Source organism: Roseivirga ehrenbergii, from assembly GCF_001593005.1.
Classification (GTDB): Bacteria; Bacteroidota; Bacteroidia; order Cytophagales; family Cyclobacteriaceae; genus Roseivirga; species Roseivirga ehrenbergii.
Genome location: NZ_LQZQ01000045.1, coordinates 535,917 through 561,230, shown reverse-complemented (window position 1 = coordinate 561,230; position 25,314 = coordinate 535,917). Strand labels below are relative to the sequence as shown.

At 38.3% G+C, this 25,314-nt stretch carries 23 protein-coding genes; 6 read left to right on the top strand and 17 right to left on the bottom strand.

Going from position 1 to position 25,314, the window contains the following annotated elements; all coding sequences use genetic code 11:
* Positions 1 to 311: 311 nt before the first annotated feature.
* The 6 genes from MB14_RS12680 to MB14_RS12655 form a co-directional block, all read right to left on the bottom strand.
* A complete protein-coding gene (locus MB14_RS12680) occupies positions 312 to 1,640 on the bottom strand; it encodes a Gfo/Idh/MocA family protein (RefSeq protein ID WP_062592127.1) in 1,329 nt (442 codons plus the stop codon).
* A 77-nt stretch (positions 1,641 to 1,717) separates the two neighbouring features.
* Positions 1,718 to 2,437 carry a 3-keto-disaccharide hydrolase gene (locus tag MB14_RS12675; protein WP_062592125.1) on the bottom strand — a complete coding sequence of 240 codons (720 nt, stop codon included), beginning with the start codon at positions 2,435 to 2,437 and terminating at the stop codon, positions 1,718 to 1,720.
* Positions 2,438 to 2,502: 65 nt separating this feature from the next.
* Entirely contained in the window at positions 2,503 to 3,123 is a 621-nt protein-coding gene (locus MB14_RS12670; protein WP_062592123.1) for a 3-keto-disaccharide hydrolase, read from the bottom strand.
* A 120-nt stretch (positions 3,124 to 3,243) separates the two neighbouring features.
* On the bottom strand, positions 3,244 to 3,777 hold the full coding sequence (locus MB14_RS12665) for a HEAT repeat domain-containing protein (protein ID WP_062592121.1): 534 nt from the start codon (positions 3,775 to 3,777) through the stop codon (positions 3,244 to 3,246).
* 93 nt (positions 3,778 to 3,870) lie between these two features.
* Positions 3,871 to 4,911 carry a hybrid sensor histidine kinase/response regulator gene (locus MB14_RS12660; protein WP_062592119.1) on the bottom strand — a complete coding sequence of 347 codons (1,041 nt, stop codon included), beginning with the start codon at positions 4,909 to 4,911 and terminating at the stop codon, positions 3,871 to 3,873.
* Positions 4,912 to 4,969: 58 nt separating this feature from the next.
* On the bottom strand, positions 4,970 to 6,811 hold the full coding sequence (locus tag MB14_RS12655; RefSeq protein WP_062592117.1) for a PAS domain-containing sensor histidine kinase: 1,842 nt from the start codon (positions 6,809 to 6,811) through the stop codon (positions 4,970 to 4,972).
* 177 nt (positions 6,812 to 6,988) lie between these two features.
* Here MB14_RS12655 and MB14_RS12650 point away from each other — a divergent pair, with 177 nt between their 5' ends.
* Entirely contained in the window at positions 6,989 to 8,227 is a 1,239-nt protein-coding gene (locus MB14_RS12650) for a sterol desaturase family protein (RefSeq protein ID WP_062592115.1), read from the top strand.
* A complete protein-coding gene (locus MB14_RS12645; protein WP_062592113.1) occupies positions 8,224 to 8,595 on the top strand; it encodes a hypothetical protein in 372 nt (123 codons plus the stop codon). Before MB14_RS12650 ends, MB14_RS12645 begins: the two co-directional genes overlap by 4 nt.
* Before the next feature lie 260 nt (positions 8,596 to 8,855).
* Here MB14_RS12645 and MB14_RS12640 read toward each other — a convergent pair whose 3' ends face one another.
* Positions 8,856 to 9,686: a CvfB family protein gene (locus MB14_RS12640; protein WP_062592750.1), complete on the bottom strand. Its 831-nt coding sequence runs from the start codon at positions 9,684 to 9,686 to the stop codon at positions 8,856 to 8,858.
* 129 nt (positions 9,687 to 9,815) lie between these two features.
* Here MB14_RS12640 and MB14_RS12635 point away from each other — a divergent pair, with 129 nt between their 5' ends.
* Positions 9,816 to 10,835 (top strand): endonuclease/exonuclease/phosphatase family protein, encoded by a 1,020-nt coding sequence (locus MB14_RS12635; RefSeq protein WP_062592111.1) that lies wholly within the window; start codon positions 9,816 to 9,818, stop codon positions 10,833 to 10,835.
* A gap of 2 nt (positions 10,836 to 10,837) precedes the next feature.
* On the opposite strand, the gene MB14_RS12630 is transcribed toward MB14_RS12635, so the two are convergent.
* From MB14_RS12630 to MB14_RS12590, 9 genes are all read right to left on the bottom strand, one after another.
* Positions 10,838 to 11,416 carry a YqaA family protein gene (locus MB14_RS12630; RefSeq protein WP_062592109.1) on the bottom strand — a complete coding sequence of 193 codons (579 nt, stop codon included), beginning with the start codon at positions 11,414 to 11,416 and terminating at the stop codon, positions 10,838 to 10,840.
* Between the two features lie 25 nt (positions 11,417 to 11,441).
* A complete protein-coding gene (locus MB14_RS12625; RefSeq protein ID WP_062592107.1) occupies positions 11,442 to 12,794 on the bottom strand; it encodes a M24 family metallopeptidase in 1,353 nt (450 codons plus the stop codon).
* Positions 12,795 to 12,876: 82 nt separating this feature from the next.
* Positions 12,877 to 13,902: a c-type cytochrome gene (locus tag MB14_RS12620; protein WP_062592105.1), complete on the bottom strand. Its 1,026-nt coding sequence runs from the start codon at positions 13,900 to 13,902 to the stop codon at positions 12,877 to 12,879.
* Between the two features lie 9 nt (positions 13,903 to 13,911).
* Positions 13,912 to 15,261, bottom strand: a complete 1,350-nt coding sequence (locus tag MB14_RS12615) for a hypothetical protein (protein ID WP_062592103.1) — start codon at positions 15,259 to 15,261, stop codon at positions 13,912 to 13,914.
* A gap of 5 nt (positions 15,262 to 15,266) precedes the next feature.
* Positions 15,267 to 15,680: a YeeE/YedE family protein gene (locus MB14_RS12610; RefSeq protein ID WP_062592102.1), complete on the bottom strand. Its 414-nt coding sequence runs from the start codon at positions 15,678 to 15,680 to the stop codon at positions 15,267 to 15,269.
* Between the two features lie 10 nt (positions 15,681 to 15,690).
* Positions 15,691 to 16,266, bottom strand: coding sequence for a YeeE/YedE family protein (locus MB14_RS12605; protein ID WP_062592100.1), 576 nt, complete (start codon positions 16,264 to 16,266; stop codon positions 15,691 to 15,693).
* A 96-nt stretch (positions 16,267 to 16,362) separates the two neighbouring features.
* On the bottom strand, positions 16,363 to 17,772 hold the full coding sequence (locus MB14_RS12600) for an MBL fold metallo-hydrolase (protein WP_062592098.1): 1,410 nt from the start codon (positions 17,770 to 17,772) through the stop codon (positions 16,363 to 16,365).
* A gap of 54 nt (positions 17,773 to 17,826) precedes the next feature.
* Positions 17,827 to 19,551 (bottom strand): SulP family inorganic anion transporter, encoded by a 1,725-nt coding sequence (locus tag MB14_RS12595; RefSeq protein ID WP_062592097.1) that lies wholly within the window; start codon positions 19,549 to 19,551, stop codon positions 17,827 to 17,829.
* 99 nt (positions 19,552 to 19,650) lie between these two features.
* Positions 19,651 to 19,902 carry a hypothetical protein gene (locus tag MB14_RS12590; RefSeq protein ID WP_062592094.1) on the bottom strand — a complete coding sequence of 84 codons (252 nt, stop codon included), beginning with the start codon at positions 19,900 to 19,902 and terminating at the stop codon, positions 19,651 to 19,653.
* Between the two features lie 168 nt (positions 19,903 to 20,070).
* On the opposite strand from MB14_RS12590, the gene MB14_RS12585 reads away from it, so the two are divergent.
* Positions 20,071 to 21,696, top strand: a complete 1,626-nt coding sequence (locus MB14_RS12585; protein ID WP_062592093.1) for a M1 family metallopeptidase — start codon at positions 20,071 to 20,073, stop codon at positions 21,694 to 21,696.
* 3 nt (positions 21,697 to 21,699) lie between these two features.
* Here the strand turns inward: MB14_RS12585 and MB14_RS12580 are convergent, their stop codons facing one another.
* Complete coding sequence (locus tag MB14_RS12580) at positions 21,700 to 22,383, bottom strand: metal-dependent transcriptional regulator (protein ID WP_246032577.1); 684 nt, start codon at positions 22,381 to 22,383, stop codon at positions 21,700 to 21,702.
* A 99-nt stretch (positions 22,384 to 22,482) separates the two neighbouring features.
* Between MB14_RS12580 and MB14_RS12575 the strand changes: the two genes are divergently transcribed.
* The gene (locus MB14_RS12575) at positions 22,483 to 24,795 is read left to right on the top strand and encodes a TonB-dependent receptor (RefSeq protein ID WP_062592089.1); all 2,313 of its coding nucleotides are present in this window, start codon (positions 22,483 to 22,485) and stop codon (positions 24,793 to 24,795) included.
* Between the two features lie 6 nt (positions 24,796 to 24,801).
* The gene (locus tag MB14_RS12570; protein WP_062592087.1) at positions 24,802 to 25,299 is read left to right on the top strand and encodes a thioredoxin family protein; all 498 of its coding nucleotides are present in this window, start codon (positions 24,802 to 24,804) and stop codon (positions 25,297 to 25,299) included.
* Positions 25,300 to 25,314 lie beyond the last annotated feature (15 nt).

Sequence of the window (25,314 nt, the reverse complement as noted above, 5' to 3'; positions counted from 1 at the left end):
TTCTGATTTTCATTAATCATAATACCCCTTTGCACTGTAAATCAATCTTTCAAATTTCTTCACATTCCCTTAACGATGTGATAGTTATATAAAATTAAGAGGGTAACAACGATGTACAATAGGTGGACAGTCCTTGCCAATAGCGTTTACTAAGAAAACAAAATAGTTTAATAGGTCATTGAACACCTTGGTCATCTCAATTGGTTTCAATAATTAACAATTATCGAATGCAAACCACTGGGTTCCCATTTACTAACCAGAAAGGTATTTTATAAAATAAAATAAGTTTTTAGGAAATGAACCGAAGTCAATTAGAACTTCCGATACTCACCATCTAAAAAGGCATTGGCCTCCTCTTCCTTAAAACGTGCTGTTTCGTTGTTCCAGTGTAGCTTTTTATTGGGAAAACGACCTGCAATCACTCCTAAGAGTATGGTTTCTGTTAATCGAGCAGCGTATGAAAATGGTGCACTGACTTGATCTTTCCCCATACAGGCGTCTACAAACTGGTGGTAGTGCTTCTTACTCTCCGCACCATAGTCTTCCGTAGGGCTACCTACATTTGAGAACGGCTCCAAGTCTATATCCACATATTCACCCTTAACAATATGCTTTGGCAATTGCATAAAGTGCGGTAATAACAGTCTCCCTTTCTCACCAACAAACATAGCTCCTTGGTCAGGAAGCTGGTCGCCATTTGGCAACTTCAAGTCTTTATGGTTTTTAGGCGCACCCGGGCCATCGTACCAAACCCATTTAAATTTCTTGGTGGTATACTCCGTTCCTGGAAATTCATAAGTAACAATATTGTTTTCTGGGAAACCAAAACCTGTTGGTTTTCGGCATTTAGTCCGAATAGTTTTTGGAATATCTAAGGCCAAAGCATTGTAAGGAGTATCAAAAATATGTACGCCCATATCTCCTAAAGTACCACAGCCATAATCCATTATCTTTCTCCAATTTCCTGGGTGATAAACTCCTTCTTTATAAGGTCTTTCAGGCGCTGTTCCTAACCAAAGGTTCCAATCTAAAGTGTCGGGTACGGGGTCGCTTCCTTGTGGTGCTGGGCCGTCAAAGCCCCAGTTCTTTGGAGACCAAGCATGTACGGCTTTTACTTTCCCGATAATACCTGATTGAATAAGGGCAGTTCCTAATTTATAATCGTAGAAAGAATGCACTTGAATCCCCATTTGGGTAACTAAGTTCTTCTCTTCTGCCATTTTACGCATGGCCCTGGCCTCAGTAACGTGGTGTGTCAATGGTTTTTGACAATACACAGGTTTGTTCATTTCCATGGCCATCATTGATGCTGGTGCATGAGTGTGATCTGGCGTTGAAACCACAACCGCATCAATGTCATTACCAATTTCCTTCAGCATTTGTCGGTAATCAGTATAGGTTTTAGCCTTAGGATGCATTTTAAGTGCAGCTGCCAGATTTTTAGCGTCTACATCGCAAAGGGCAGTAACTTCTACCGCGGGGTGCGATGCGATGGCTTTCAAGTCTTCCATACCCATTCCTCCTACTCCAATATGAGCAGTTCTAAGTTTGTCGTTCTTAGCTAAAGCCCAAAGAGATGAGGGCAACATAGAAGCTGAGGTAATTATAGCAGCGCTTTTTAAAAAGTCTCTTTTGTTCATAACAATGTGTTAAAGGGATAATGAAAGAAGGAATTAAATAATGGATAAATGAAAGAATGAGCCAATAAAGAAATGGGTTATAGTTTTTTGATTTTGATGTTCTTAAACCAAAGCGGACTGTCGTGGTCTTGTAAACCGATATAGCCTGTTTTGAACGAACCGTATTTTGGATAATCTTTCCATTTTCCAGCAGATTTTCGCTCATACCAATCGTCTGACCATGGCACAAAAGACACAATCATTTTTCCATTCAACCAATGCTCTACTCGCTCTGGTGTGAAAATAATTCTTGTTGTGTTCCACTCTCCTGCTGGCTTTACGATTTTCTGAGTAGTATCAGGTAAATGCATGGCGTAATCTGCACCTGTCTTTTGCCACTCTTGGAGCTTAGCATTATTAATTTCTTCCCATTTAAGGTCATCCAGTAATTGGTATTCAGGGGCTACGGCTGCTGGGCCTCCTTCAATACCTTCTTTCAAATGATAGAAAACACCACTATTTCCACCTTCTGGAATTTTCCATTCTAAATACAATTCAAAGTTGTCAAACTCTTCTGCAGCATAAATAATATCCTTTCCTCCTTGGTGGTCAGATTCTAATCGTTTTTCAGTGTCGAAGGTCAGTGCACCATCTTCAACGACCCATTGCGCAGGAAGTTTATCTCCATTATATGCTCTCCAACCCTCTGTGGTGGTGCCGTCAAATAGGTGAATCCAGCCATCGTCTTCAGTTTGAGAACTATTACTACAAGCCGAAACAGTGGCTGCTAAAAATGTAAGTAGAAAGAGTTTTTTCATATTTGAGGTTGTTGAATTTGAAATTATAGTTTTGATTAGTTTCCGAGGAAACAATGCCAAGAAGTTTATTCTGCCACTATCGGAGTTAATTTTATGTTTTTCCAACTTACTTTAATTCCTCCGCCATCGTGGATTTGAAGTGCTACTGCGCCCTTTCCAGCACCAATTTTTTCATCTACTAAGTGTACCATTTGAGTGCCATTTAGCCAAGTGGTAACTTCAGGCCCTTCCACTCTAATTTTCAGGGTGTTCCACTCTCCCATTTTTAATACTTTGTCTTTTTCTGGATCAGGTTGAATTAACCAACCACGCCCATAAGATTCGTAAATACCACCTGTATTGTCACCAGGGGGAGCTACTTCTACTTGCCATCCGCTCACTTTAGTACCTTCAACAGTCGATCGAATAAACACTCCACTGTTACCATTCGCATCTTGTTTAAAATCAAGTGTCAATTCAAAATCATCATAAAAGTCTTCCGTAGAAAGATACCCGTATTGAGCAGCAGGGCCACTTTCACAAACCAAAAGTCCATCTTCTACATACCATTTTTCTTCACCGTGATTCACCCAACCATCTAAATTTTGACCATTGAATAATTCGATAGTATTCGATTTTGGAGCGCACCCTGCAAAAAAGAGTGACAAAACGATTGCAACAATTGAATATTTGGGATTGAATCTCATAAAGCGTATCTAGTTTGGTCTAATGGCACGTGTGAAAAAATATCTAGCGCTGAATGTAAAAAATAACTCCATTAAAAACGAAATAAATTAACTGATTGGTTGAATCTCAATCCATCAACACTAACCTTCGGAATTCTCTAAAAATCCCTTTAGGTCATTTAACCTTTCTTCGACTTCTATTTTTTGAAGTGCAAAAGCTTCGTCTTGTTTTACATTATTAGAATAATGTGCCCAGTGTTTCTGCGCCTTTTTTAGCACACGAGGTGTGATATTAAATTCTTTATGATCGAGTAAGTCTTCTGCTATTTTTGACACCTTAAAACTCCCAAAAAGATAGAGTTTAAAAAGGTCTACGTAATTGTTGCTTACATCAAAGCCTTCAAGTGCCATAAGAAGGTCGCCTAGAATCTCTTTGTTTTCTTTTTTATCAAATGCTTCGAAAAGTGGGGATAAAGCCGCTGAATTATTTTCCACCAAACCTAAGGTTCTAGCAGCCATAAAGCGTGTTTCAGGGTTAGGATCGTTGAGCAAAGCAATCATTGCATTTACTACTTCTTCAGAACCGATACTTCCTAAGTAATTTGAAGCGTTGAAGCTTTTGTCGTTTAGCTCGCCAGTGAGTTCTTTCAGTGCATTAGTGATTTTTATGGTCATTTGAAGGATTGGTTAAGCTTCGAAATTACATAAAATACTAGTAAGCACAATTGATAAGCAAACGAGTAATTGCGTTATCAATACTATTAGTCTTTAACACATTGGAAAGCTGATCTCATAAGAGGTGCCTTCTCCCTTTTTCGACTTAAGATTACAAGTACCATTCAGCAGTTTTATTCTGCTGTCAATATTATCGATTCCAAATGACGATTTAGTTTTTTTAATGGTGTCCAAATCGAACCCACAACCGTTATCTTTAATCAGAATGTTGACAATATTCTCTTGTTGAGTCATCGAAACGAGACAGTGTGTGGCTTGAGCATGTTTAATCATATTATTGAACACTTCCTGCATAACTCTATAGATGGTCATGTATTTATCATCCGATATTTGGTCGGAATCAATCTGGTATTCAAAATCAACCTTTATACTGGCCAGTGAACGAATATCTTCCATCAATTCATTCAATGCTAGCTTCATTCCTATATTCTGAAAAGCATTTGGAACCAATGAATGAGCTATATTTCGAACCTCGTCTACTGAATTCTTTAAATGCTTCCTGGTTTTATCCATAAGAGCACTGTACTCTTCATTTATGTCTTGGCTTTTTTTGATCAGTAAATCTAAGGTCAGCAAGCTTATTGTTAGGGTTTGAACCACTCCATCATGCAAATCTCTGGCAATCCTTATTCTTTCTGTTTCCGCCCCTTTAATAATGGCATTAACGTAATTCCGCTCCATTTTATACCTATCCATGTACCATTGATGTCGTTCGATTGAATATTCAATAGACTTCATTAGGTCTTTTGGTTGGTAAACTCCTTTGACTAAATAATCTTGGGCACCGCTCTTGATAATCTCTTTTGCTGTTTCTTGGTCTTCAAGCCCAGTAAGAACTATAATTGGAAATTTCGGTGAACAACTCATAAGTGACTCAAAACTCTGAATACCAGTAGTGTCTGGTAGCGTTAAGTCCAGAAAAGCCAAGTCAAAAGTTTCATTCCTTAGCAATTCTCTTACTTCTGATGAAGTGGAAAGTGCTGTCACATTGGAATCTGAAAGCCCAATCAAGCGCAGGTATTCGTTGAAAAGAAACACATCATTTTCATTATCCTCTATGAGTAAAATTTCCATAGTTTATTATTTTAAGTTCTTAGTGTAGCTCAAGAGATTTTGCCTCTTAGCTCTCTTTCTATGCTTTTGGTATGGTAAAATAAAAAGTTGTTCCTACTCCTTTTTCAGAGTTTATCCAGATTTCGCCATTGTGTTGATTAACGACTCTTGTACATAGCGCCAAACCAATTCCGTTTCCTTCGTATTGAGCCCTTGAATGAAGCCTTCTGAATGGTTCGAAAATCGATTCATGAAATTCAGGGTCAATTCCAATTCCGTTATCGGTTATTTCAAATAAATACACTCCCTCTGTCAGCTTCCAATCTATTCGTATTTCAGGAGTACAATTGTTTTTTTTAAACTTAATGGCATTTGAAATCAGGTTCTGAAAAAGAATGCTCATTCTTCTCGAATCACACTGTAAAGTAGGAAGCTTATTTTTAATGATAATATTGACTTTAGACTCCTTGATACTTGTAGCGAGATCCTGTTCCAGTTCTTTAAACATGACATCGAGATCGGTCATTTCGATTATCAGTTCATTGTTTTCGAGTCTGGAAAAAGAAAGTAAATCTGAAATCAGGCTTTTCATGCGTCCAGCCCCTTTTTCAATAATTTCTAAGTATTTTTCACAGTTCTCGTCAACTTCACCAATTTCCATTCTGAGCAATTGAATGAAGCTGGTAATGGTCCTTAAAGGTTCTTGAAGATCGTGCGAGGCAACATAGGCAAATTGTTTTAGTTCGTCATTTTTCTTTTCTAGAAGCTCATTATATAACATCATAGATTCTTGAATCTGGATGTCTAATGTATGGTCTTTCACGGCTCCTCTGACAACTATAACATTACCCGATTTATCAAAAACACACTCTCCTTTTACGTGAATATGTTTTACCTTCTCTCCTATTTTTATTTTATGTTCAACATTGAAGTCCACCCCACTTGTCACGGTTTTTTCAATGGCTTTTTGAACTCTTTCTAAATCTTCTTCATGAATATAGTCAACATATTTTTGTACAGAGAGTATGTTATCAGGCTGATATTCGCATTCGAATACATCGTAGGTGCCTTTAGACCAATACAAATCATCCGAAGGTACAAACCACTCCCAACTTCCTACTTTTGATAGTTGTTCGGTTGTTTCAAGCAGACGGGTTTTACTTTTGAGCTTATGCTGAAGCCTATAGCGATCGGTAATTAGCCGTCCCTCAGGTATTAGTAGAGTTATATCACCTTTTTCATTGATAATAGGGCGAATGGAAAAATCAATTGTCTCTCTTATCTTAGCTCCAATCACCTGTGAGTCAAATCTTATAAATTCTCCATTTGCTGCCCTCTGAACCGATGAAATAAGCCTGTTTCTATCTTCATCATGTTGATATAAGTCAGAAATTTCCCATATTTTTTTTCCAATAAGCTCTTCTCTTGTTTTTCCTAAAAATCGAGTAATGGCTTTATTCACTTCAATGAGTGTTCCATCAGTTTTCATTAATCCAATAAATTGAAAGGTATTATCAAAAATGCCCTGAATTTTCGTCTGCTGATCTTTTAGTTCATCTTGGAGTAATTTGGCTTCGGAAATATCTTTAACAAAAGAAATAACAGTCTCATGCCCATCCACCTTTTCTCCCATAAACACACTAAGCTCAGCCCATAACTCTTCACCTGCTTTAGTTATATATCTTTTATTAATCTTATACTGACTTATTTCATGATTTTTCAACTTCACAAAGAGCTTCCAATCTTTATCTATATCTTCAGAATGAGTAATTTCTGTAAAATTCATCCCTACTAAACCATCGGTTGGGTAGCCTAGTAAACCGCAAAATGCCTTATTCGCTTTTATAATCTGGCCATCACTATTAACCAGCGCAATGCCTATTACCGGGTTGTTAAAGATTTGGTCAAAAATGATTTTCATAAAAAGTACTGATCAATGTCTTGGCATAATCAATCAAACTAAACATAAGTATTATTATGCACAAATTCACAATTTATTTAGCTTCATAATTACCTCTTTAATTCAAAATTCTTAATGTTAAAAAACACTTGAAACTTATTACGGAAGGTTATACATTGAGAAACTGATAGTTACAGAATGATACTAGACCCGACCGTTATTGCTATTCCCGTGTACTTTCTTCTTATAGGAATTGAGCTCATTGTGCACCGTGTTCAAGCGGTAAAGTCATACCGCCTTAATGATGCCATAACAAATATTAATTGTGGTGTAACTTCTCAAGTAACAGGAGCCTTTCTGAAAGTATTGAGCATAGGGGTATACACTTTAATATTTGAGAAGTTTAGAATAATAGACTTGCCCAACACAGCTCTTGTTTGGATAATGGCATTTATAGCTTACGATTTTTTCTATTACTGGGCTCACAGAATGAGTCATCAAGTGAATTTGTTTTGGGGTGGCCACAGCGTGCATCACCAAAGCGAGGAATATAACCTTTCTGTTGCGTTGCGACAGAGTTCAACCCAAACCATTTGGACTTTTGCTTTTTATATTCCGATGGCCTTAATTGGTGTAGATCCTATTATTTTAGTTTCTGTATCAGGCTTTAATCTGTTGTATCAATTCTGGATACATACCGAGTCGATCAACAAACTTCCTCGCTGGTTTGAGGCAGTTTTTAATACGCCATCACACCATAGGGTTCATCATGCCAGAAACCCAAAATACATTGATAAGAACCATGCTGGAACATTTATAATTTGGGATAAACTATTCGGCACATTTAAAGCCGAAGAAGAAAGACCTGTTTACGGTATCACAAAAAACCTTAACAGTTGGAACCCTATTTGGGCAAATATTGCGCATTATTCTGACATGTGGAGTGATGTCAAAACTATTCCAAAGTGGAGTGATAAGTTCAGGTATATTTTCGAAAAGCCAGGCTGGTTACCAGATTACATGGGTGGATATAGAGCTCCAGAAGAAGTTAATACAGATAATTATAGAAAGTTTGATACGCATACTGCTGCCAAACTGAATGTTTATGTATTGGTGCAGTACATCGTATTACTTGCGGGAACGGCCATGTTCCTTTTCAATTTAGATAAGATGAATACCTCAGATAAACTAATTTTTGCAGGGGTCATCATTTACTCGGTAGTAAGCTTTGGTGCTTTGTTTGAAAATCGAAACTGGGGTTTCGCCATGGAGTCGTTTAGACTGATTTTTTTAGTCCTCACAGCGTTCTATGCATTTTTTGGCCTTAATCCTGATCCCATAATGATTACAGTAGCAGCCACTATTCTTATCATGTTTCAAATTTGGTTGATGCTGGTGCGCAAAGTACCTTTGCCAGCCAAAGCCCAATTGAAATGAAGTCATCAAAACTGTTAGTAATTATTCTCTCTCTCCCATTACTTATCACAGCTTGCACTAAAAAAGCAGATGTTGGTGATTTCGATTCTGCAAAATGGATTGGAGATCAAAGCGGCTGTTTGAATCAAAGGGCTGAAATGATTCAAGACTTAATTAAAATCAAACCGAACCTATTAGCCTTATATCATAAATCAATAATAGAAGTGTTGGGTAAGCCTGATGCTGAAGAACTTTACGAACGAAGTCAAACTTATTATTGGTACTATATTGATCCTTCTCCTAAGTGTAACCAACCTTCGGAAAACCCTAGAAAATTATCGATTCGTTTTACTGCAATGGGCATAGCCAACGAAATTGATATTAAGTAGCAATAAATGGATTATCCTAAAAACGGTTGTAAAACGTAATATCACCACCTAAATAATCCGTTAATCTATTTATTGTAAAATAATATTTTACAACTCGGGAAATTTACCTAATTTAATGGTGCCTATCAGTTTAACAGCGGTAGGTGCTAACAAGCTTTAAGCCCTCTGTTTTCGAATGGAGTGTGTTAGTTTAATTAAACTAAGTTTAAGTTAGTTTTAGTTTTATAGGTAGTTTATGTGAAGGTTAGTCTCTCCTCAGGCTAACCTTCCGCTTTTAAACGCACCTCGTGATCAAAAATTTCTACTTGACCAGCTTTATACAAGCCTCCTAAAATTTTCTTGAAGTTCTTTTTACTCATACCCAGCTTATACTTGATTTCTTCTGGGCTGCTTTTATCTCCTAATGCCAAGCTACCAGTGGCTTTAATTTTATCCAAGACAACCTGGCTCATATCTTTTACGGCTTCGTAACCCTGTTTTTGTAGTGAGATATCTATTTTACCATCTTCTCTAATGGCCTTTACATAGGCAGTACGCTCGTCACCAAGCTCAACATGGTCAAAGATTTCGTTATGGAAAATCAAACCTTGAAAGGTTTTGTTGATGATTACCTTATAACCCAAAGTTGTTTCTTGCCAAATTAGGATATTGACCTTCTCTCCTTCTTGTAATTCATCATTATGCTGGCTAAGAAAAGGGCCGATCTTAGAGGTTCCAATCATACGATTGGTTTTAAAGTCTAGAAGCACCTTAACAACGTACTTTCTACCCGTCTCCATTTTTTGGCCTTGTTCTTTAAAAGGAACCATTAAGTCCTTTTCTAAGCCTATGTCCATAAATGCACCTACGCTTGTAACTTGTTTTACTTCCAAACTAGCAATATCACCTACTTTAGCTAAGGGTTGAGCAGTAACCGCTACAGGCCGACCGAGTGAATCAACGTACACGAACACTTCTATTTCGTCTCCAATACTGGTATCTGAAGGCACATATTTCATTGGCAAAAGGATATCTTCTTCGCCATTAGTTAAGTATAGACCAAAATCTACTTCACGAGCTACTTTTAATATGTGATTTTTACCTATTTCCATGCCCATTATGATTTATCTTTTAACTAATTTGGTTTACCGATCGACAAAGTTATGATTAACCCATCGTGTTTTAGGTATAATAGACAAAAAATAAACGCAGTAATATTTTATTGCTTACTTCTAATCCCTATGCATATACATGGCCAAAAAGCTTATTTGGCCAGCGAATCCTTTGATCCAAGTCCGAGAAATGAAGATAGGGTCAGACTTGCCTTCTACAATGTAGAAAACCTTTTCGATTACTTTGATGATAGCTTAACGATAGACGAACAGTTTTTACCTCAAGGGGATCATTATTGGACCAAAGCACGCTACACTGAAAAACAGAATAAGTTAGCCAAAACAATTCTGGCCATGGGTGGATGGGACGCCCCTGAGTTAATTGGCTTTTGCGAAGTTGAAAATAGGTATGTATTAGAGTCGCTGACTCAGTTTACTCAGCTCAAGTCGTTAGGTTATGAAATTATACATAAGGACTCTAGAGATGCTAGAGGCATTGATGTCGCTGCTATTTACAGGCCCGATAAGCTCAAATTATTAAATTATGAGTACTATCAACTTGACTTTCCTTTCGACACTGCTAGTCGTACACGCGATATTTTACATACGGTAATGGAGTTGCCAAATCAAGACACCCTGCATTTTTTAGTAAATCATTGGCCTTCTAAATTTGGAGGTGAATTTGAAACACAGCCTAAGCGTATGTTCGCTGCTCAATTTGTAAGAGCAAAGGCAGACTCATTGCTCAAATTAAACCCCAATACTCATATTGTGATTACTGGTGACTTTAATGATGAACCTGGAGAGGAAAGTATGCTGAATGGACTAGGCGTTAATACTGACATTAATGCGCTTAAACCTACAGACCTTTTCAATTTAATGTACGACCTACGGTTTATAGCTGGTACTCATAGTTTTGAAAACAAATGGGGAATACTGGATCAGTTTGTGGTTTCTGGCAATTTATTACTGAAACAATCTAGAACCCGCGTTCGTGATCGAACGGCTCAAATATTCGATATGGACTTCTTAATTATGGAAGGCGCTACTGGGGCAAGAAGACCATTTAGAACCTATCAAGGGCCAAAGTACATTGGAGGTTATAGTGATCACCTGCCCATCATTCTAGACTTAATATTGGCTTATTAGTGTTAAATATAACCATCCAATTGCCAAACTATAATTCCATATACCACGAACCTTAAAATTCGGAATGAGGAGTACATGAAATACTTTTTAGCTGGATACGACATTGAACCCGTAAACAAGCTGATGAGTGAAAATGGAAGTGGGGTTAAAGCGGCAACGATAATAAATCCTCCCCCATACTGTTCATAGCGCCTCTGAAATTTGCGTAGTCGTCTTTTAAAAATACGGTGAAAGAACTTCTTGGTACTGATCTTTTTTCCAACCCAATAATTAACCCAACCGGCAAAGAGTGAAATAACCGTCATTGTAGCTACAATTCCCGTATAAACCATAATTGGATCATCAATGGACCATATCATAAAAAGTTCTGGAGGCAATATGCCCACGAAAATTTCGGAGATAAGGAAAATAACGAGCATAAGCCCATAATCATCTGAAACCCAATGCTCGATGGCGTCATGCTGTTCTTGAAAATAACTCTTAAAAAGTATAATGGCGAGAACCAGAACAGCCAAATATAAAAAGCCCTTAATCAGGTTTTTAGTAAAGTAGTTATAGAAACCCTTTTTCTGCTTTTTCATCTGCTGAAACTAATCAACTTAAGACTTATTTAGATCTTGCTGGTAGCCTTGGAATGGTCATTATTTCATTCTGACGACCATCAATGTACCAAACACCCGATTTATCGAAAAAGGCCTCTTCTTCCAACATTATTCGAATTTCTTTTTTCCACTCTTGAATATACGTAGCAGCATTCAACTCAATGGAATAGGCTGTATTAAGGTGCAAAGGGTAATCTCCTGTAACTGGTACGCCTCCTTGCGAATCCCACATACCCAAGGTAGTACCTGATGCGTGGCCATGATATCCAATTGGGTGGGTATAAATTGAAGGTTTTATACCTTCAGCAATGGCTTGTTCGCGAGACATTTTTAGTACTTCGTTGCCCGTTCTTCCTTCTTCAAAATTATTGGTGAAAATATCTTGAAGGCGATTTCCATTTTTAAATGCTGCTTGCAAAAATGAAGGCACTTCTGTTTCACTCGGACGTAAAACATAAGCATGTTGTTGCTGGTCAGTGTTGAGCCTTAAATAAGTAATCCCGAAATCGCAGTGCAAAAGGTCGCCCGGAAGTATAACATTCTTCTCTGGTCGTTTTGTAAAAGTGCGTAAATGATCAAAGCTTTCTGGATCGGCCCTTTGAACATCAACTGTGGGGTGAAACCATGTTTGAAGCCCTAGCTCAACCACTTTATCGCGCATCCACCACACTACATCTTCAGTAGTTGTTACTCCAGGAGTAATTACTTTGTCGGAAAAGGCTTCTTGAATAATCATGTGTGAAATCCGTACGATATGCGGATAAATTGCCATTTCCGCCTCTGTTCTGGTTTCTAACCAACCAATAGCCACTTTTTCTGCCGAAATGATTTTTGCTTGATCCTTCTTATTTAGAGCTGCCGTAAATTCTTCTAAATCGGTGGCCACTACCCCATCGGTAATTCCGAAATATTTGGATTTATTGACAGCAATTTTCTTTGGGTTTCTTTCACGAATAATTTCAGCCACTCTTGCCCATTGGTCGGGTTGTTCTTCAGGATTCCAAGCACTTTTAAAACTAGGACCCACATCGTAACGGGCTACGGCAATCGATTCAATTCCTTCCTTTTCACCACGATCGAACATGATTAGAATTGTTCTTCTTCTGGCCGCTAGCCAAGTTGCTGGCAATAAAGTCTTGATTACGGGATCTTCGTTGTATTCACGAGACATCACCACCCACATGTCCACTCCCTCTCTTCTCATGATGCCTGGGAGGTAATTCTGAATTTTATCTTCCAATAAGCGATCAATAGTTTCGGCCCTATCTTTCATAGACAGAATGTGAGTACTATTAGCTTGAGCGTGTGCAGATAAGATGGCAAAGGCCAGAAAGGCAAGTGTCAGGAATTTCTTCATGGTTCAAGGTTGTTTCCTAAAGCTATACAGATTTCGACTATACACAAAACTCAAACTCATTGTAGTCTGAAGAATCAATCTATTATTTCGATTTCTTTATACCGAACTCTTTTTCGTAATAAGCCATAATGGGTTGAAATGGGCCATATTTATGCTGCTCAGCAGAAAAAGTGTCTGTCCATGGGCCGTAAGGTGTGGAAACAGGTTTAAGCTTTTTATCAGGAAAATCGAGCTCTTTATTCGCCTTCTCTGGTCGGTCGAAACTGTTGATATATGCCGCTACATGATAAGCCTCTTCATCGGATAAAACAGGGTTGTCCCAAGTGGCTTGTAAATATGGCATGTTGCCCTTTATAAATTCTGCTGCGGTAATTACTCGGTGCATTCCAGCACCATCATTAAAGGTATCATTGCCCCAAAGTGGCGGGTATTGATAAAGGCTGTTTTCATTAAGTCTCACTCCTTGACCATCGGCACCATGACAGGTTACGCAGTTTTTTTCATAAATAGATTTACCCGTTAACAGATCAGCCTTTACGTTAGGTAATTCGACCTTAACAAAGCCTTTATAGATATCAACTTTTTCTTCAGGCACATCTTCACTCAACCACTTGATATAAGCAATCATGGCTTTCATTTCTAAGCTGGTTTCAGGTAACGAATCACCGTTCATGCTACGTTGCATACAACCGTTAATACGTTCCTCGAGTGAGCCTATTTGGTTTTCTCTTCCTCTAAACTGAGGGAAACGATTAAAAACCCCAACAAAAGAGCCAGCGCCAGGTTTGGTGCCAGCCTCTAAATGACAATTCTGACAGGTGAGATTATTACCTGCTAAACGTTTTTTTTCGTCAGCGGACAGTGGCCCAATATACTGTGGCGTTTTCGTGATCAATTCGTGACCAAACCTAATCAATGAAGCCTGACTTTCACCTTCTAAGTCAGTAAGTACTGAGCGGGGCTTCCAATTGGCGGGGTCTACTTTTTTTGAGTGAAATGCTTCTGGATTAAATTGAAGCATCAAAACAAAAGCAATTAGAACTACTAAAACCGACAGTATCAGTTTCAGTATTTGACTAATCGCTTTTATTCCTTCAATAAGGTTCATTTTCCAATTTTAGAAAATGTAACTCAAAATCAAGTCAGAATGAAAGAAATCGGCACGATTAATTAGATAAGCGGAATTTGAAACCGTTTCTCCGGCTAAAAATCGTCCGGCTACATAGAGTTCTGCGGAAAAACCACGCAACTTATTTTTAGGACTATACTTGATTGAACCATCTAAATGAGCAGTAGATGGTACTTGATATTTATTTTTAGAAGCATCTGCTGGATTTGGCAAACTGTGGTAGCCTAAACTTGAAAACATATTGAGCTTATGGTTTTCTTTATCTAAACTACTTTCCCATTTCACAACTACGGCTGTAACATCACTAATCCCTTCCACTCTAGTTCTTCTTTGGAAAGTATAGAAAGGCTCTTTTCCCCATTCTCTAGGCAAAAGTAGTCGACTTCCATCTGCAATTCTTGTAAAGGCTAAAGACAAAGCGCTTTTTGAAATGTCCTTCTTTACCATAAACCCAAAACCACTCGCAGATTCATCTTGCTTGTACTGAAGAATACCAGAATTATTACCTCCATCTCCTATTTTGGTTTGATAAATAAACTGACCAGCAATATGCCAATCCTTATCCTCTCCTACATCAAATTTAGCTTCAGTAAAAATTGTGTTCGAAATATTGTCGGTGTAATAATTCCAAAATGCTAAATCTAGACCACCCGAGAATCGGTAGCCTAATTTTGTGATGGCTACAAAATTGGAATTAGTAGCTGCCCAGTATTGACTACCGCTGCCATCTGTTCCTACACCAAGACCTCCAGCCCCTATGGTATTACCAATATTCTCAAAATCTCCTGAAAATCGAGATGCAATTCTGTCAATGAATGCGGCTTCTGCGTTAAAACCTACTAGGGGTTGATATTTATACCAAAGCCCTTTTAGTGCATTTGGAAATGGCCAGCCCTCGCCATTTATGGTTGGTGAGTCTTCGATAAACCTTCCCACTCTAATCAAATGACTATCAAACTTAAAATCGAGATAAAGTTCAGGTAAACTAAATTCTGCTGAACCAGACATCAGCCTACTGTTCCAAAGGTTGGCCTCATAAATTGGCCCTGAACCGGTTGTTTGATCCCTTTTGTCAATTCCGCCTGTACCATAATGAATCAATCCATTTCCGGAAACCCCAAATTTAAGCCAGTCGCGCAGTTTAATATGATAGCCAACTTTGCCATACGAAGCCAAAATAGAGAAGTCTTCAAGCGTTCCTTTATTAGAGGTTTGCATATAACGAGTGGTAACAGCTCCAGACCAAAAACCACGTTCCTTTTCTCCTTCTTGAGCAAAAGCAGTAATAAATTGAAGGTTAAAAAAGCAAATCAAAAATAAAGAACGAGTTCGTTTCATAGTTTCTAATGTGGTAGTTTATGTCTTATTTTTCCGTAAACAAAAGTGCCCAAAAGCCCCGATGCGATGGCCACGAAAATAACAAACACACCATTACCAGCCAAAATAAACATTGGACCCGGGCAGGCTCCGGTTAGCGCCCAACCAAAACCAAAGATGATTCCGCCAAGTAAGTAGCGCCAAACAGAGAGCTTCTTTGGTGCTATGATAATAGGTTCGCCCTTAGCATCTTTCATGTTTGTCCGCTTTATGATTTGAGTGATTATCACCCCTAAAACTACAGCAGAGCCTATAACTCCATACATGTGAAAAGACTGAAAACGAAACATTTCATAAATCCTGAACCATGAAATTAATTCAGCCTTGGTAAGTACAATACCGAATACAGTCCCTAATATTAAATATTTAAAGTATTTCATTATCAGTAATTTAAGCAGGTAATATTAAAGGAAGAACAAAGTAGGTAATGGAGAGACCACCGATGAAGAAACCAATGACAGCGATTAGAGAAGCAAGCTGTAAATCGCTCAAACCTGAAATGGCATGTCCTGAGGTGCAGCCGCCCGCATAGCGTGTTCCGAAGCCAACACAAAAGCCACCCAAAACAATAAATATCAATCCTTTCAGTGTGAACAGAGATTCGAAACTAAAGATGGACATTGGCACAATGTCGGCACCTGGGTTTTCTAATCCGTAGCCTTGAAGTTCAGTTATGGTTTTCTCTGAAAGCGCAATAGCATCACCGGAAGACAGATATTGGCTTGCAATGAAACCGCCCAAAATAGCTCCTATGGCAAACACCAAGTTCCAGGTTTGTTTTTTCCAATCGAAATCGAAGAAATCGCATGACTTGCCTGCGCCAAACATGGAACAGATGGTTCTGAAGTTTGCAGAAAAACCAAAGCTGTTTCCGAAATAAATCAATGCAAACATTAATAATGCAATAGCCGGACCTGCAATCCACCATGGCCAAGGAGAGCTAACAATCTCAATAATATTATTCATAAGAAATCTAGACGTGAGTAAAAAAGAAAACCAGCTACCCTTGATCCAGTAGAGATCAAAAGTAGCCGGAAGAATACTGTTTTAAACTTTATTTAGTTATTTAAGCGTTGTAGGGCAAACGAAATTTGTAATTGGTAAATCGGTTTCGCTTATGGCCTTAAAACCACCTGCCACATCAATCACTTTATCAAAACCTCTAGATTTAAGGATTGAAGAGAAAATCATAGAGCGATAACCTCCCGCACAATGAATGTGATAGGTTTTGTCTTTGCTGATTTTATCCATATTCTCATTAATGTAATCAAGAGCTACGTTTTCAGCACCTTCAATATGTTCAGCAGAATACTCTGTTGGTTTTCTAACATCAAGTACATTCAAATTACCAGACTTAAACTCCTCTGCCAATTGGGTAGCCGGAATAGATTCAATCGTGTCAATCTCTTTTCCTGCATTTCTCCAAGCCTCAATTCCGCCTTTTAAATAACCTAATGTATTATCATAACCTACCCTTGATAAACGAGTTACCACTTCTTCTTCCCTGCCCTCATCGGCCAAGAAAATGATAGATTGTTTTAAGTCGGTAATTAGAGCGCCTACCCAAGGGGCAAAACTTCCATCTATACCAATGAAGATAGAATTAGGAATAAATCCATCTTTGAAATCAACTTGATTTCTAGTGTCTAAAATTAATGCTTCCTGATGATTAGCAATGGCTTCAAAAGTATCTACATCTAAAGGAACACTTCCTTTTTCAAGGATTTCGTCTAATCCAGAAACTCCAGTTTTATTCAACATTGCATTTTTCTGGAAATATTGAGGTGGAGGTAAAATACCTGTGGTAACTTCCTTAATAAACTCTTCACGTGTCATATTCGCGCGAAGTGCGTAGTTCATTTTCTTTTGATTCCCCAATGTATCCGATGTCTCTTTACTCATGTTTTTACCACAAGCTGAACCTGCACCGTGTGCTGGATAAACAATTACATCGTCAGGTAAAGTCATGATTTTATTTCGAAGGCTATCGAACAACATGCTGGCTAAATCTTCTTGGGTTAAATCAGATTTAACCGCCAAGTCAGGCCTACCTACATCACCAATAAAAAGAGTATCGCCACTGAATAGCGCTACCTCTTTTCCATTCTCATCAATCAATAAATAACTTGAGCTTTCTTGGGTATGGCCTGGGGTATGAAGCACTTTGAATTTCACATTTCCCAATTCGAAAACCTCCCCATCTGTGGCCTCATGGATATCAAAACTAGTTTTTGCATTCGGTCCATAAATAATGGTAGCTCCTGTTTTATTGGCCAAATCTAAATGGCCAGAAACGAAATCGGCATGGAAATGCGTTTCGAAAATATATTTAATTTTTGCTCCATCTTTTGTCGCCTTGTCAATATAAGGCTGAGTTTCACGAAGCGGATCAATAATTGCCACTTCTCCATTGCTTTCAATATAGTAGGCTCCTTGAGCCAAACATCCTGTGTAAATTTGATCTATTTTCATCTCTTTATATTTTCTTTTTCTGGTACTTAATCAGTACTATATTTTTAACAATTACTATGATTTTTCGTTCGCTTGCACAGCTAAATTTGCGTGCTGATTTTTAAAATCCTCTGATATACAATATGTAACAGCTTCATCGGTAGTCATAAAGAAAATTTCAGAAGCCTTCTCACTGAACAAGTGATTTCTGTGGAAGGCATCGCGCACTGGGCCAATTACTTCGGAAAAAATCAACTCTATTTCTTTCTTCTTCAAAGTATCAATCAAGTCACGAATGCCATCAATGCCAGTGGCATCAATGTATGATACAGGGCCTGCATCTATAATTACCTTTTTTAGCTTTCCTTCTCTTTTTTGTATTTCATTCAAAATCCATTCTTTAATGGTTTGAATATTTACAAAAGCAAAGGGGGCATCAATTCTGATGATAAGCAGGTGTTCCCATGATTCTAAATCTTTAAATCTTTTTTCATTTCGGTATTCTGTAAAGCCCTTTATTCTACCTAAAACAGCCATATGCGGGTTGGCGGCTTTAAAAAGCAATAACAAAATTGACAAAGCCACTCCCGTAACAATACCTTCTACCATACCAAAACTGAAAGTGACCAAAAAGGTGATTAGCATTAGCGCAAACTCCATTTTACTTGTTCGCCAAAGGTATTTCAGGTAAGCAAATTCTATCAAATTGACCACCGCAATCATAATAATAGAAGCAAGAATGGCCTTGGGTAAATAGTAAAATAGAGGAGTTAGGAATAGCAATGTGAGTGTTACAATTACCGCACTGATAATCCCTGCCAACGGTGTTTTAGCACCAGATTCGTAATTCACAGCTGATCGAGAAAAGCCTGCTGTTGCAGGGAAGGCTTGAAAGAATGAACCGAACATATTGGAAGCTCCTAAGGCAATCAGTTCTTGGTTTGGAACGATCTTATAGCTTTTCGCTTTCGACTCCATGGCTTTTCCCACAGAATAAGCTTCAATAAATGAAATAACAGCTAATGTACCCGCCAAAGGCACCAGTGTTTTGAAATGTGTTAATGTAATGTCAGGAATTATAAATTGAGGTAAACCAGAGGGTATATTTTCTACAATACTTACTCCTTGGTTATGTAAGCCCAAACCGTAAACGGCTGCAATTCCAAGGACTAAAGCCAGAAAAGCACCTGGCAACTTCTTGTTCCAACTTTTAATTGCCTTAATTAAAATGATGCCTAAAATCCCAATAATTAAGGTCAAAGTGTGTGTACTCCCAATATTCTTAATTGCCGAAATCAGAATTTCATGGCTGCGATTGCTCTTTACCAACTCCACTCCTATTAAATCTTTCAGCTGGTTAAGTGCGATGATGAAAGCCACTGCAGAGGTAAAGCCGCTGATTACTGGTTTGGAGAGTAAATTGGTGATAAAACCCATTTTTAGAACCCCTAATAGAAACTGTAATGCCCCTACAAAAAAGGCAAGAAGAATGGCGAAGGCTAAATAGGTTTCTGTACCCTCTGTGGCTAAAATAGAAATACCTGAAGCTACCAATAAAGAATCCATCGCTACGGGCCCAACTGCCAATTGGCGTGAAGTACCCATAATGGCATAAATCAGTTGAGGGAAAATAGCAGTATATAAACCATACACTGGTGGTAAACCTGCAATCATAGCGTAAGCCATGCCTTGAGGAATTAACATTACACCAACCGCTAATCCAGCGAAAACATCACCATTCAGATTTTCTTTCTGATAATTTGGAAGCCAACTAAGAATGGGAAATAATCTTCTAATCACTGAATGCTAGTTTGTCGAGTGTTAAATTACTCGATTACCATACAAAGATAACCAAAGTTAAAAGAAATGAATTGGCTATGTAACCTATGTTACATAGCGCTAACAGTCGCAAGTAAAATCCTCAATATGCTTATAATTTTCAGCGTAGCATCCGTTAATGCTAATCACTTTGTCTAATGGAATTTCATCGCCAGTACTTAGAATAATAGTTTCTCCTGTTTCGCTCTGACCTATACTTTTTATTAATGCATCTACAGAATAGAACTCTCGGTATTCATTGAAAAAAGTGATTTTGGAAAACTGCTTAGCACTGAAGCATTCATGAATTTTAGTTTCGAAAGAAGTAAGCATAGTAAGATCAGCAGTTAGGGCTTAATAAATTTCCTCATTAACATGAAACATGTGAGGACCCGTTCCAAATTGGGTAGAATAATTGACAATTACTTAATTCCATTTTTACACTTTAGTTGAATTGAAAAATAAGCCCAATAATTCTTAAATTGAGACAAAATTGAACCCATGAGATTTACTTTTCTAATTTTCAGTCTTGTGCTTTGCGTATCGCTGAATGCTCAAAACTTCACCAGACAAGATACCCTTCGCGGAAGCATAACACCCGAAAGAGAATGGTGGGATTTGACCTATTATCATCTTTCTATTAAAACCGATATTGACAATAAGTTTTTGAAAGGTACAAACTTGGTACAATACAAGGTATTGAAACCCGCCCAGCGCATGCAAATCGACTTGCAATCTCCTATGCGAATCACAAAAGTAACCCAAGCAGGAAAACCACTTAAGGTAGAACAAGAGGGCAATGCTTATTTCATAGAACTTGTTGGAAAGCAAACTAAAAATAGCGTAAACGAGATTTTAATCGAATTTGAAGGTAACCCTGTAGTCAGTAAAAACCCACCTTGGAGCGGTGGTGTAACATGGAAGAAGGATAGTAATGGTTTAGATTTTATCGCTACGAGTTGTCAAGGCGATGGAGCTAGCCTGTGGTGGCCAAATAAAGACCATATGTACGATGAAGTAGACAGCATGCTAATCAGTATTACCGTGCCAGAACATTTAATGAATGTTTCAAATGGTAGATTAAGGTCGGTAGATCAAAATGCAGACAAAACCAAAACCTATAATTGGTTTGTGAATAACCCCATTAACAACTACGGAGTGAATATGAACATTGGCGACTATGTTCACTTTTCTGAAGTTTACAATGGAGAAAATGGCCCATTGGATTGTGATTACTATGTGCTGCGCGAAAACCTAGACAAGGCCAAAGAACAGTTTAAACAAGCTTCACTGATGTTAGAAGCCTTTGAGCACTGGTTTGGTCCTTACCCTTTTTATGAAGACAGCTACAAACTGGTAGAAGTGCCTTATTTGGGTATGGAACACCAAAGTTCGGTAACCTACGGCAATAAATACGCAAATGGATATTTAGGGCGTGATGTAAGCGGAAGTGGTTGGGGATTGAAATTTGACTTTATAATTATTCATGAGTCTGGTCACGAATGGTTTGCCAACAATATAACCTATAAAGACATAGCCGACATGTGGATTCACGAGAGCTTTACCTCCTATTCAGAAAACATATATGTTGATTATCATTTTGGAAAGGAAGCGAGCCAAGAATATGTAGTTGGAATTCGTAAAAACATAGCGAACGATAAACCGATAATTGGTCCATATAATGTGAATGCCTCTGGTTCTAGCGATATGTACTACAAAGGCGCCAATATGCTCCACAACATCAGAACCATTATTGACAATGATGAAAAATGGAGAGGCATATTAAGAGGCTTGAATAAAGAATTCTACCACCAAACCGTAACCACAGCGCAAATTGAAAGTTACATCTCTAAAGAGGCAGGAACAGACTTGTCGAAAGTCTTTGACCAATATTTAAGAGATACTAAAATTCCTGAGTTTGAATATAGTATCGAAGGAAGCCAGCTTAGATACCAATGGAAGAATGGTGTTAGCGGGTTTGATATGCCACTTGATATTATAGTCAATGGCAAAAAGGTAAGAGTAAAGCCATCCACAAAAGCACAGACTAAAAAGTTCGATAGCGCTATTCAAACAGTAGAAGTAGATCGAAACTATTACGTAACAAAAAATGAAGTCAAGGAGTAGGGTTTAGCCCACTCTTTCTACTAATAAACTTTCGCAAACGGCTTTTGTAAAGGTTTCAGAGGCATGGTTTTGATAGCTCAAAACCATGCTTCCGTCATAAGGCTCAATAGATTTGATTTCTATCTCCGTGCCTAAACTAAGTTCACGGCTGTTCAGATATTTTAAAAATTCAGTAGAAGAATGACCAAGGGCTGCAAGTTTAACTTTTCGACCTACACTAAATTTACTCAGTGGTTCATAAGCCGATTCGGATATATTACCATTCCTATCGGGTATTGGCGAACCATGCGGATCTACCAAAGGAAAATCCATTAGTTCATCCATTCGATCGAACAGTTTGGACGAGTTAACATGCTCTAGTTGCTCAGCAATCTCATGTACTTCTTCCCAACCAAAGCCCATTTTCTCTACCAAAAACATTTCGGTAAGTCTGTGCTTACGAACGATTAACGCAGCAGCCTTTCTCCCCTTTTCAGTTAGCGAAAGTGGCTTGTACTTTTCATACTTCACCAAGCCCTTAGTTTTAAGGTTTTTCACCATGCTGTTTACGGTGGGATTACTCACGTTAAGGGCAGCGCTTAATTCGGAAATATTGACCTCAATTTTCCCAACAGATAGCGAGTATAATGCCTTTAAATAATTTTCCTCAGTTTGTGAAGCCATGTCTTTTCGTCTCTGTGAAAGCAAAAGTATAAAATTTGTTTAGATAATATTTGTTAGAAGACTCTAACATATTAGTTTTGCATATCGAATTAATATAATCGATTACTCTAGCACCTCCATTTTATGAAGCATTATATACTGATTACGCTTTTAGGAATTTGCTTACAATCAACTTCTTTTGCGCAAACAGGAACGATCTCTGGTACTGTTCGCGATCAATATGACGTGCTTCCATACGCCACCGTAATCCTAGGAGATTCCAATATTGGCACAAGTACAGATGCGCGCGGTAAATTCAAATTGGAAAAAGTACCAAATGGCCAATACACTTTAACTGTTAGTTCTGTTGGCTATGAAAACTTTAACCAAGCCATTGAAATCACTGAGGGAAAAACACTGACAATTGAGGTATTCTTAACAGAAAGTAAATTAAATCTTAACGAAGTAGTAGTAACGGGTACTAGAACCGCCAAAAGGAAAATCAATACGCCTGTAATTGTAAACTTAATGGACAGTAAGGAATTGGACAGGGTTGTTGCGACAAATTTATCGGAAGGATTGCGCTTTCAACCAGGACTGCGTATCGAAACCGATTGCCAAACCTGCAACTATACTCAACTCAGAATGAATGGTTTACAAGGCGGCTATTCTCAAATCCTCATCAACGGTCGCCCAATATTTAGTCCATTAACTGGCCTTTATGGAATGGAACAGATTCCGGCCAATATGATAGAACGGATTGAGGTGGTGCGAGGCGGTGTTTCGGCCCTATATGGCTCAAGTGCGATTGGCGGCACAGTAAACGTGATTACCAAAATTCCAGATCGAAATGAATATACCCTGACCAATACCTTTCAAAGTATTGATGGCCTAGCTGCCGACAATATTCTTTCCGGAAACGCCACTTTAATTAATGAAGATGAAAACGCTGGAGCAACATTCTTTGTGAATAACAGAACCAGGCAGGCATTTGATGCCAATGATGACAATTTTTCGGAAGCACCTGAATTGAAAAATACTTCCTTCGGCACAAATCTTTTCTATTTACCTACTGAAGATCAAAAGCTTTCCATAAGCCTAAGCAGCATTAATGAATTTCGCTATGGTGGAGAAATGGTAAATAAGCCTGCACATTTGGCTCAACAATCTGAAGAGCGCACGCATAATGTTTTTATGGGCAGCCTCGATTATCAGATCAACTTCAACGACAATAAAAACTCTTTCATCGTTTACTATGGTGGTCAGAAAACTGATCGGCAACATTACACGGGCATCATTCCTGATGATGAGGAAGAATTAAATGAGTTTCTAGCCAACCCGCCTTATGGAGTTTCGGATGTAGTCACTCATCAAGGAGGCTTTCAAATGAATAATAGATTCGATGAATTCTTGGGTGGAAACGCAATTTTAACTTTTGGTGCCGAATATGTTTATGACAAGGTCTATGATGAAATTGAGGCTTATAATTACCTCGTAAATCAAACCACCAGAAACATTGGCGCCTTTGTTCAGCATGACTGGGACGTGACTCCAAAGTTGAATTTCCTTTCAGGATTTAGGCTCGACAAGCACAATATGCTGAACAAAGCCATCTTTAGTCCAAGACTATCGCTGCTGTATAAATTACAGCCTACTGCCCAAATTAGGTTGGGTTGGGGAACCGGCTTTAGAGCACCTCAGGCCTTTGATGCCGACCTCCATATCGCATTTGCTGGTGGCGGAATTTCAAGAATTTCATTGGTCGATAATCTGAAAGAAGAACGATCAAATAGCCTAACCGCTTCTTTCAATTACGATAAAGCTACCGAACATTTTATTGCGGGTTTCACTCTTGAAGGTTTTTACACCAATTTAAATGACGCATTTTTCCTTGCCCCATTAGGAACAGACACATTTGGTGAACGTTTCGAAAAACGGAATGGTGATGGCGCCACCGTACGCGGAATTACTCTAGAAGCTAGGGCAAATTTCGATTATGTTTTTGAAGTGGATGCTGGGTATACTTTCCAGTCGAGCTTATTTTCTTCGCCCGTTGAAAACATTCAAGGCTTGCCTGAAAAGCGAGAATTTTTAAGAACTCCAAACCATTATGGCTATGCTACACTTACTTATACACCCGTCAAAAATTGGTCGTTAAGCGGAAACCTAGTTTATACAGGCACTATGGAATTGATTCATTTTGGTGGTGCAGCAACAGGAAACAATGAAGACAAATACTTCACCTCTCCTACTTTTACAGAGTTAGGAATAAGGCTTGGGCATATGGTAGACTTGCCTAAAATCAAAACAGGTATCGAGTTTTTTGGGGGAATCAAAAACGTATTCGATGCCTATCAAAGTGATTTCGACTTTGGTAAAAACCGTGATAGCAATTACGTTTATGGACCAAGCTTACCTCGTACCTTATTCTTCGGACTAAAAGTAAAATCCAATTAGGTGAGAATGGTAAAGAAGGCTCTCAACATATTCATCATATTCTTGATTTGCTTCGGCACAACCAGCATCACACATAATGGGCTGTTTGCACAAAGGGCAAGTCAGGTGAATTGGCTTAATTTTGAGCAGTTAGAAGATTCTCTTCAAGTGAAGCCTAAAAAAGTATTCGTCTTTTTTTATGCAGATTGGTGTACCTATTGTCATAAAATGGAGCGCGTTGCTTTTGAGGATGAATCGGTAGTTGAGACTTTGCAGAACGACTATTACGTAGTGAAAATGGATATTGAATCGGAGGAAACTATTGTGTTTGGCAATACCGAATTCAAGAATAAAAATATCAATAAGCGGAAGTCTGTTCATGAAATCCCTCTAATGATGGCCAGCAGAAAAGGAAAACCCTTTTCTTTGCCTGCAATGGTTTTGTTAGATGAGAGTTTCGAGGCTAAAGCCCGCTACTTTCAATATTTAGATGCTCAACAAATGCTTGAGATATTAAAAAATTAGAATATACTTGACCAA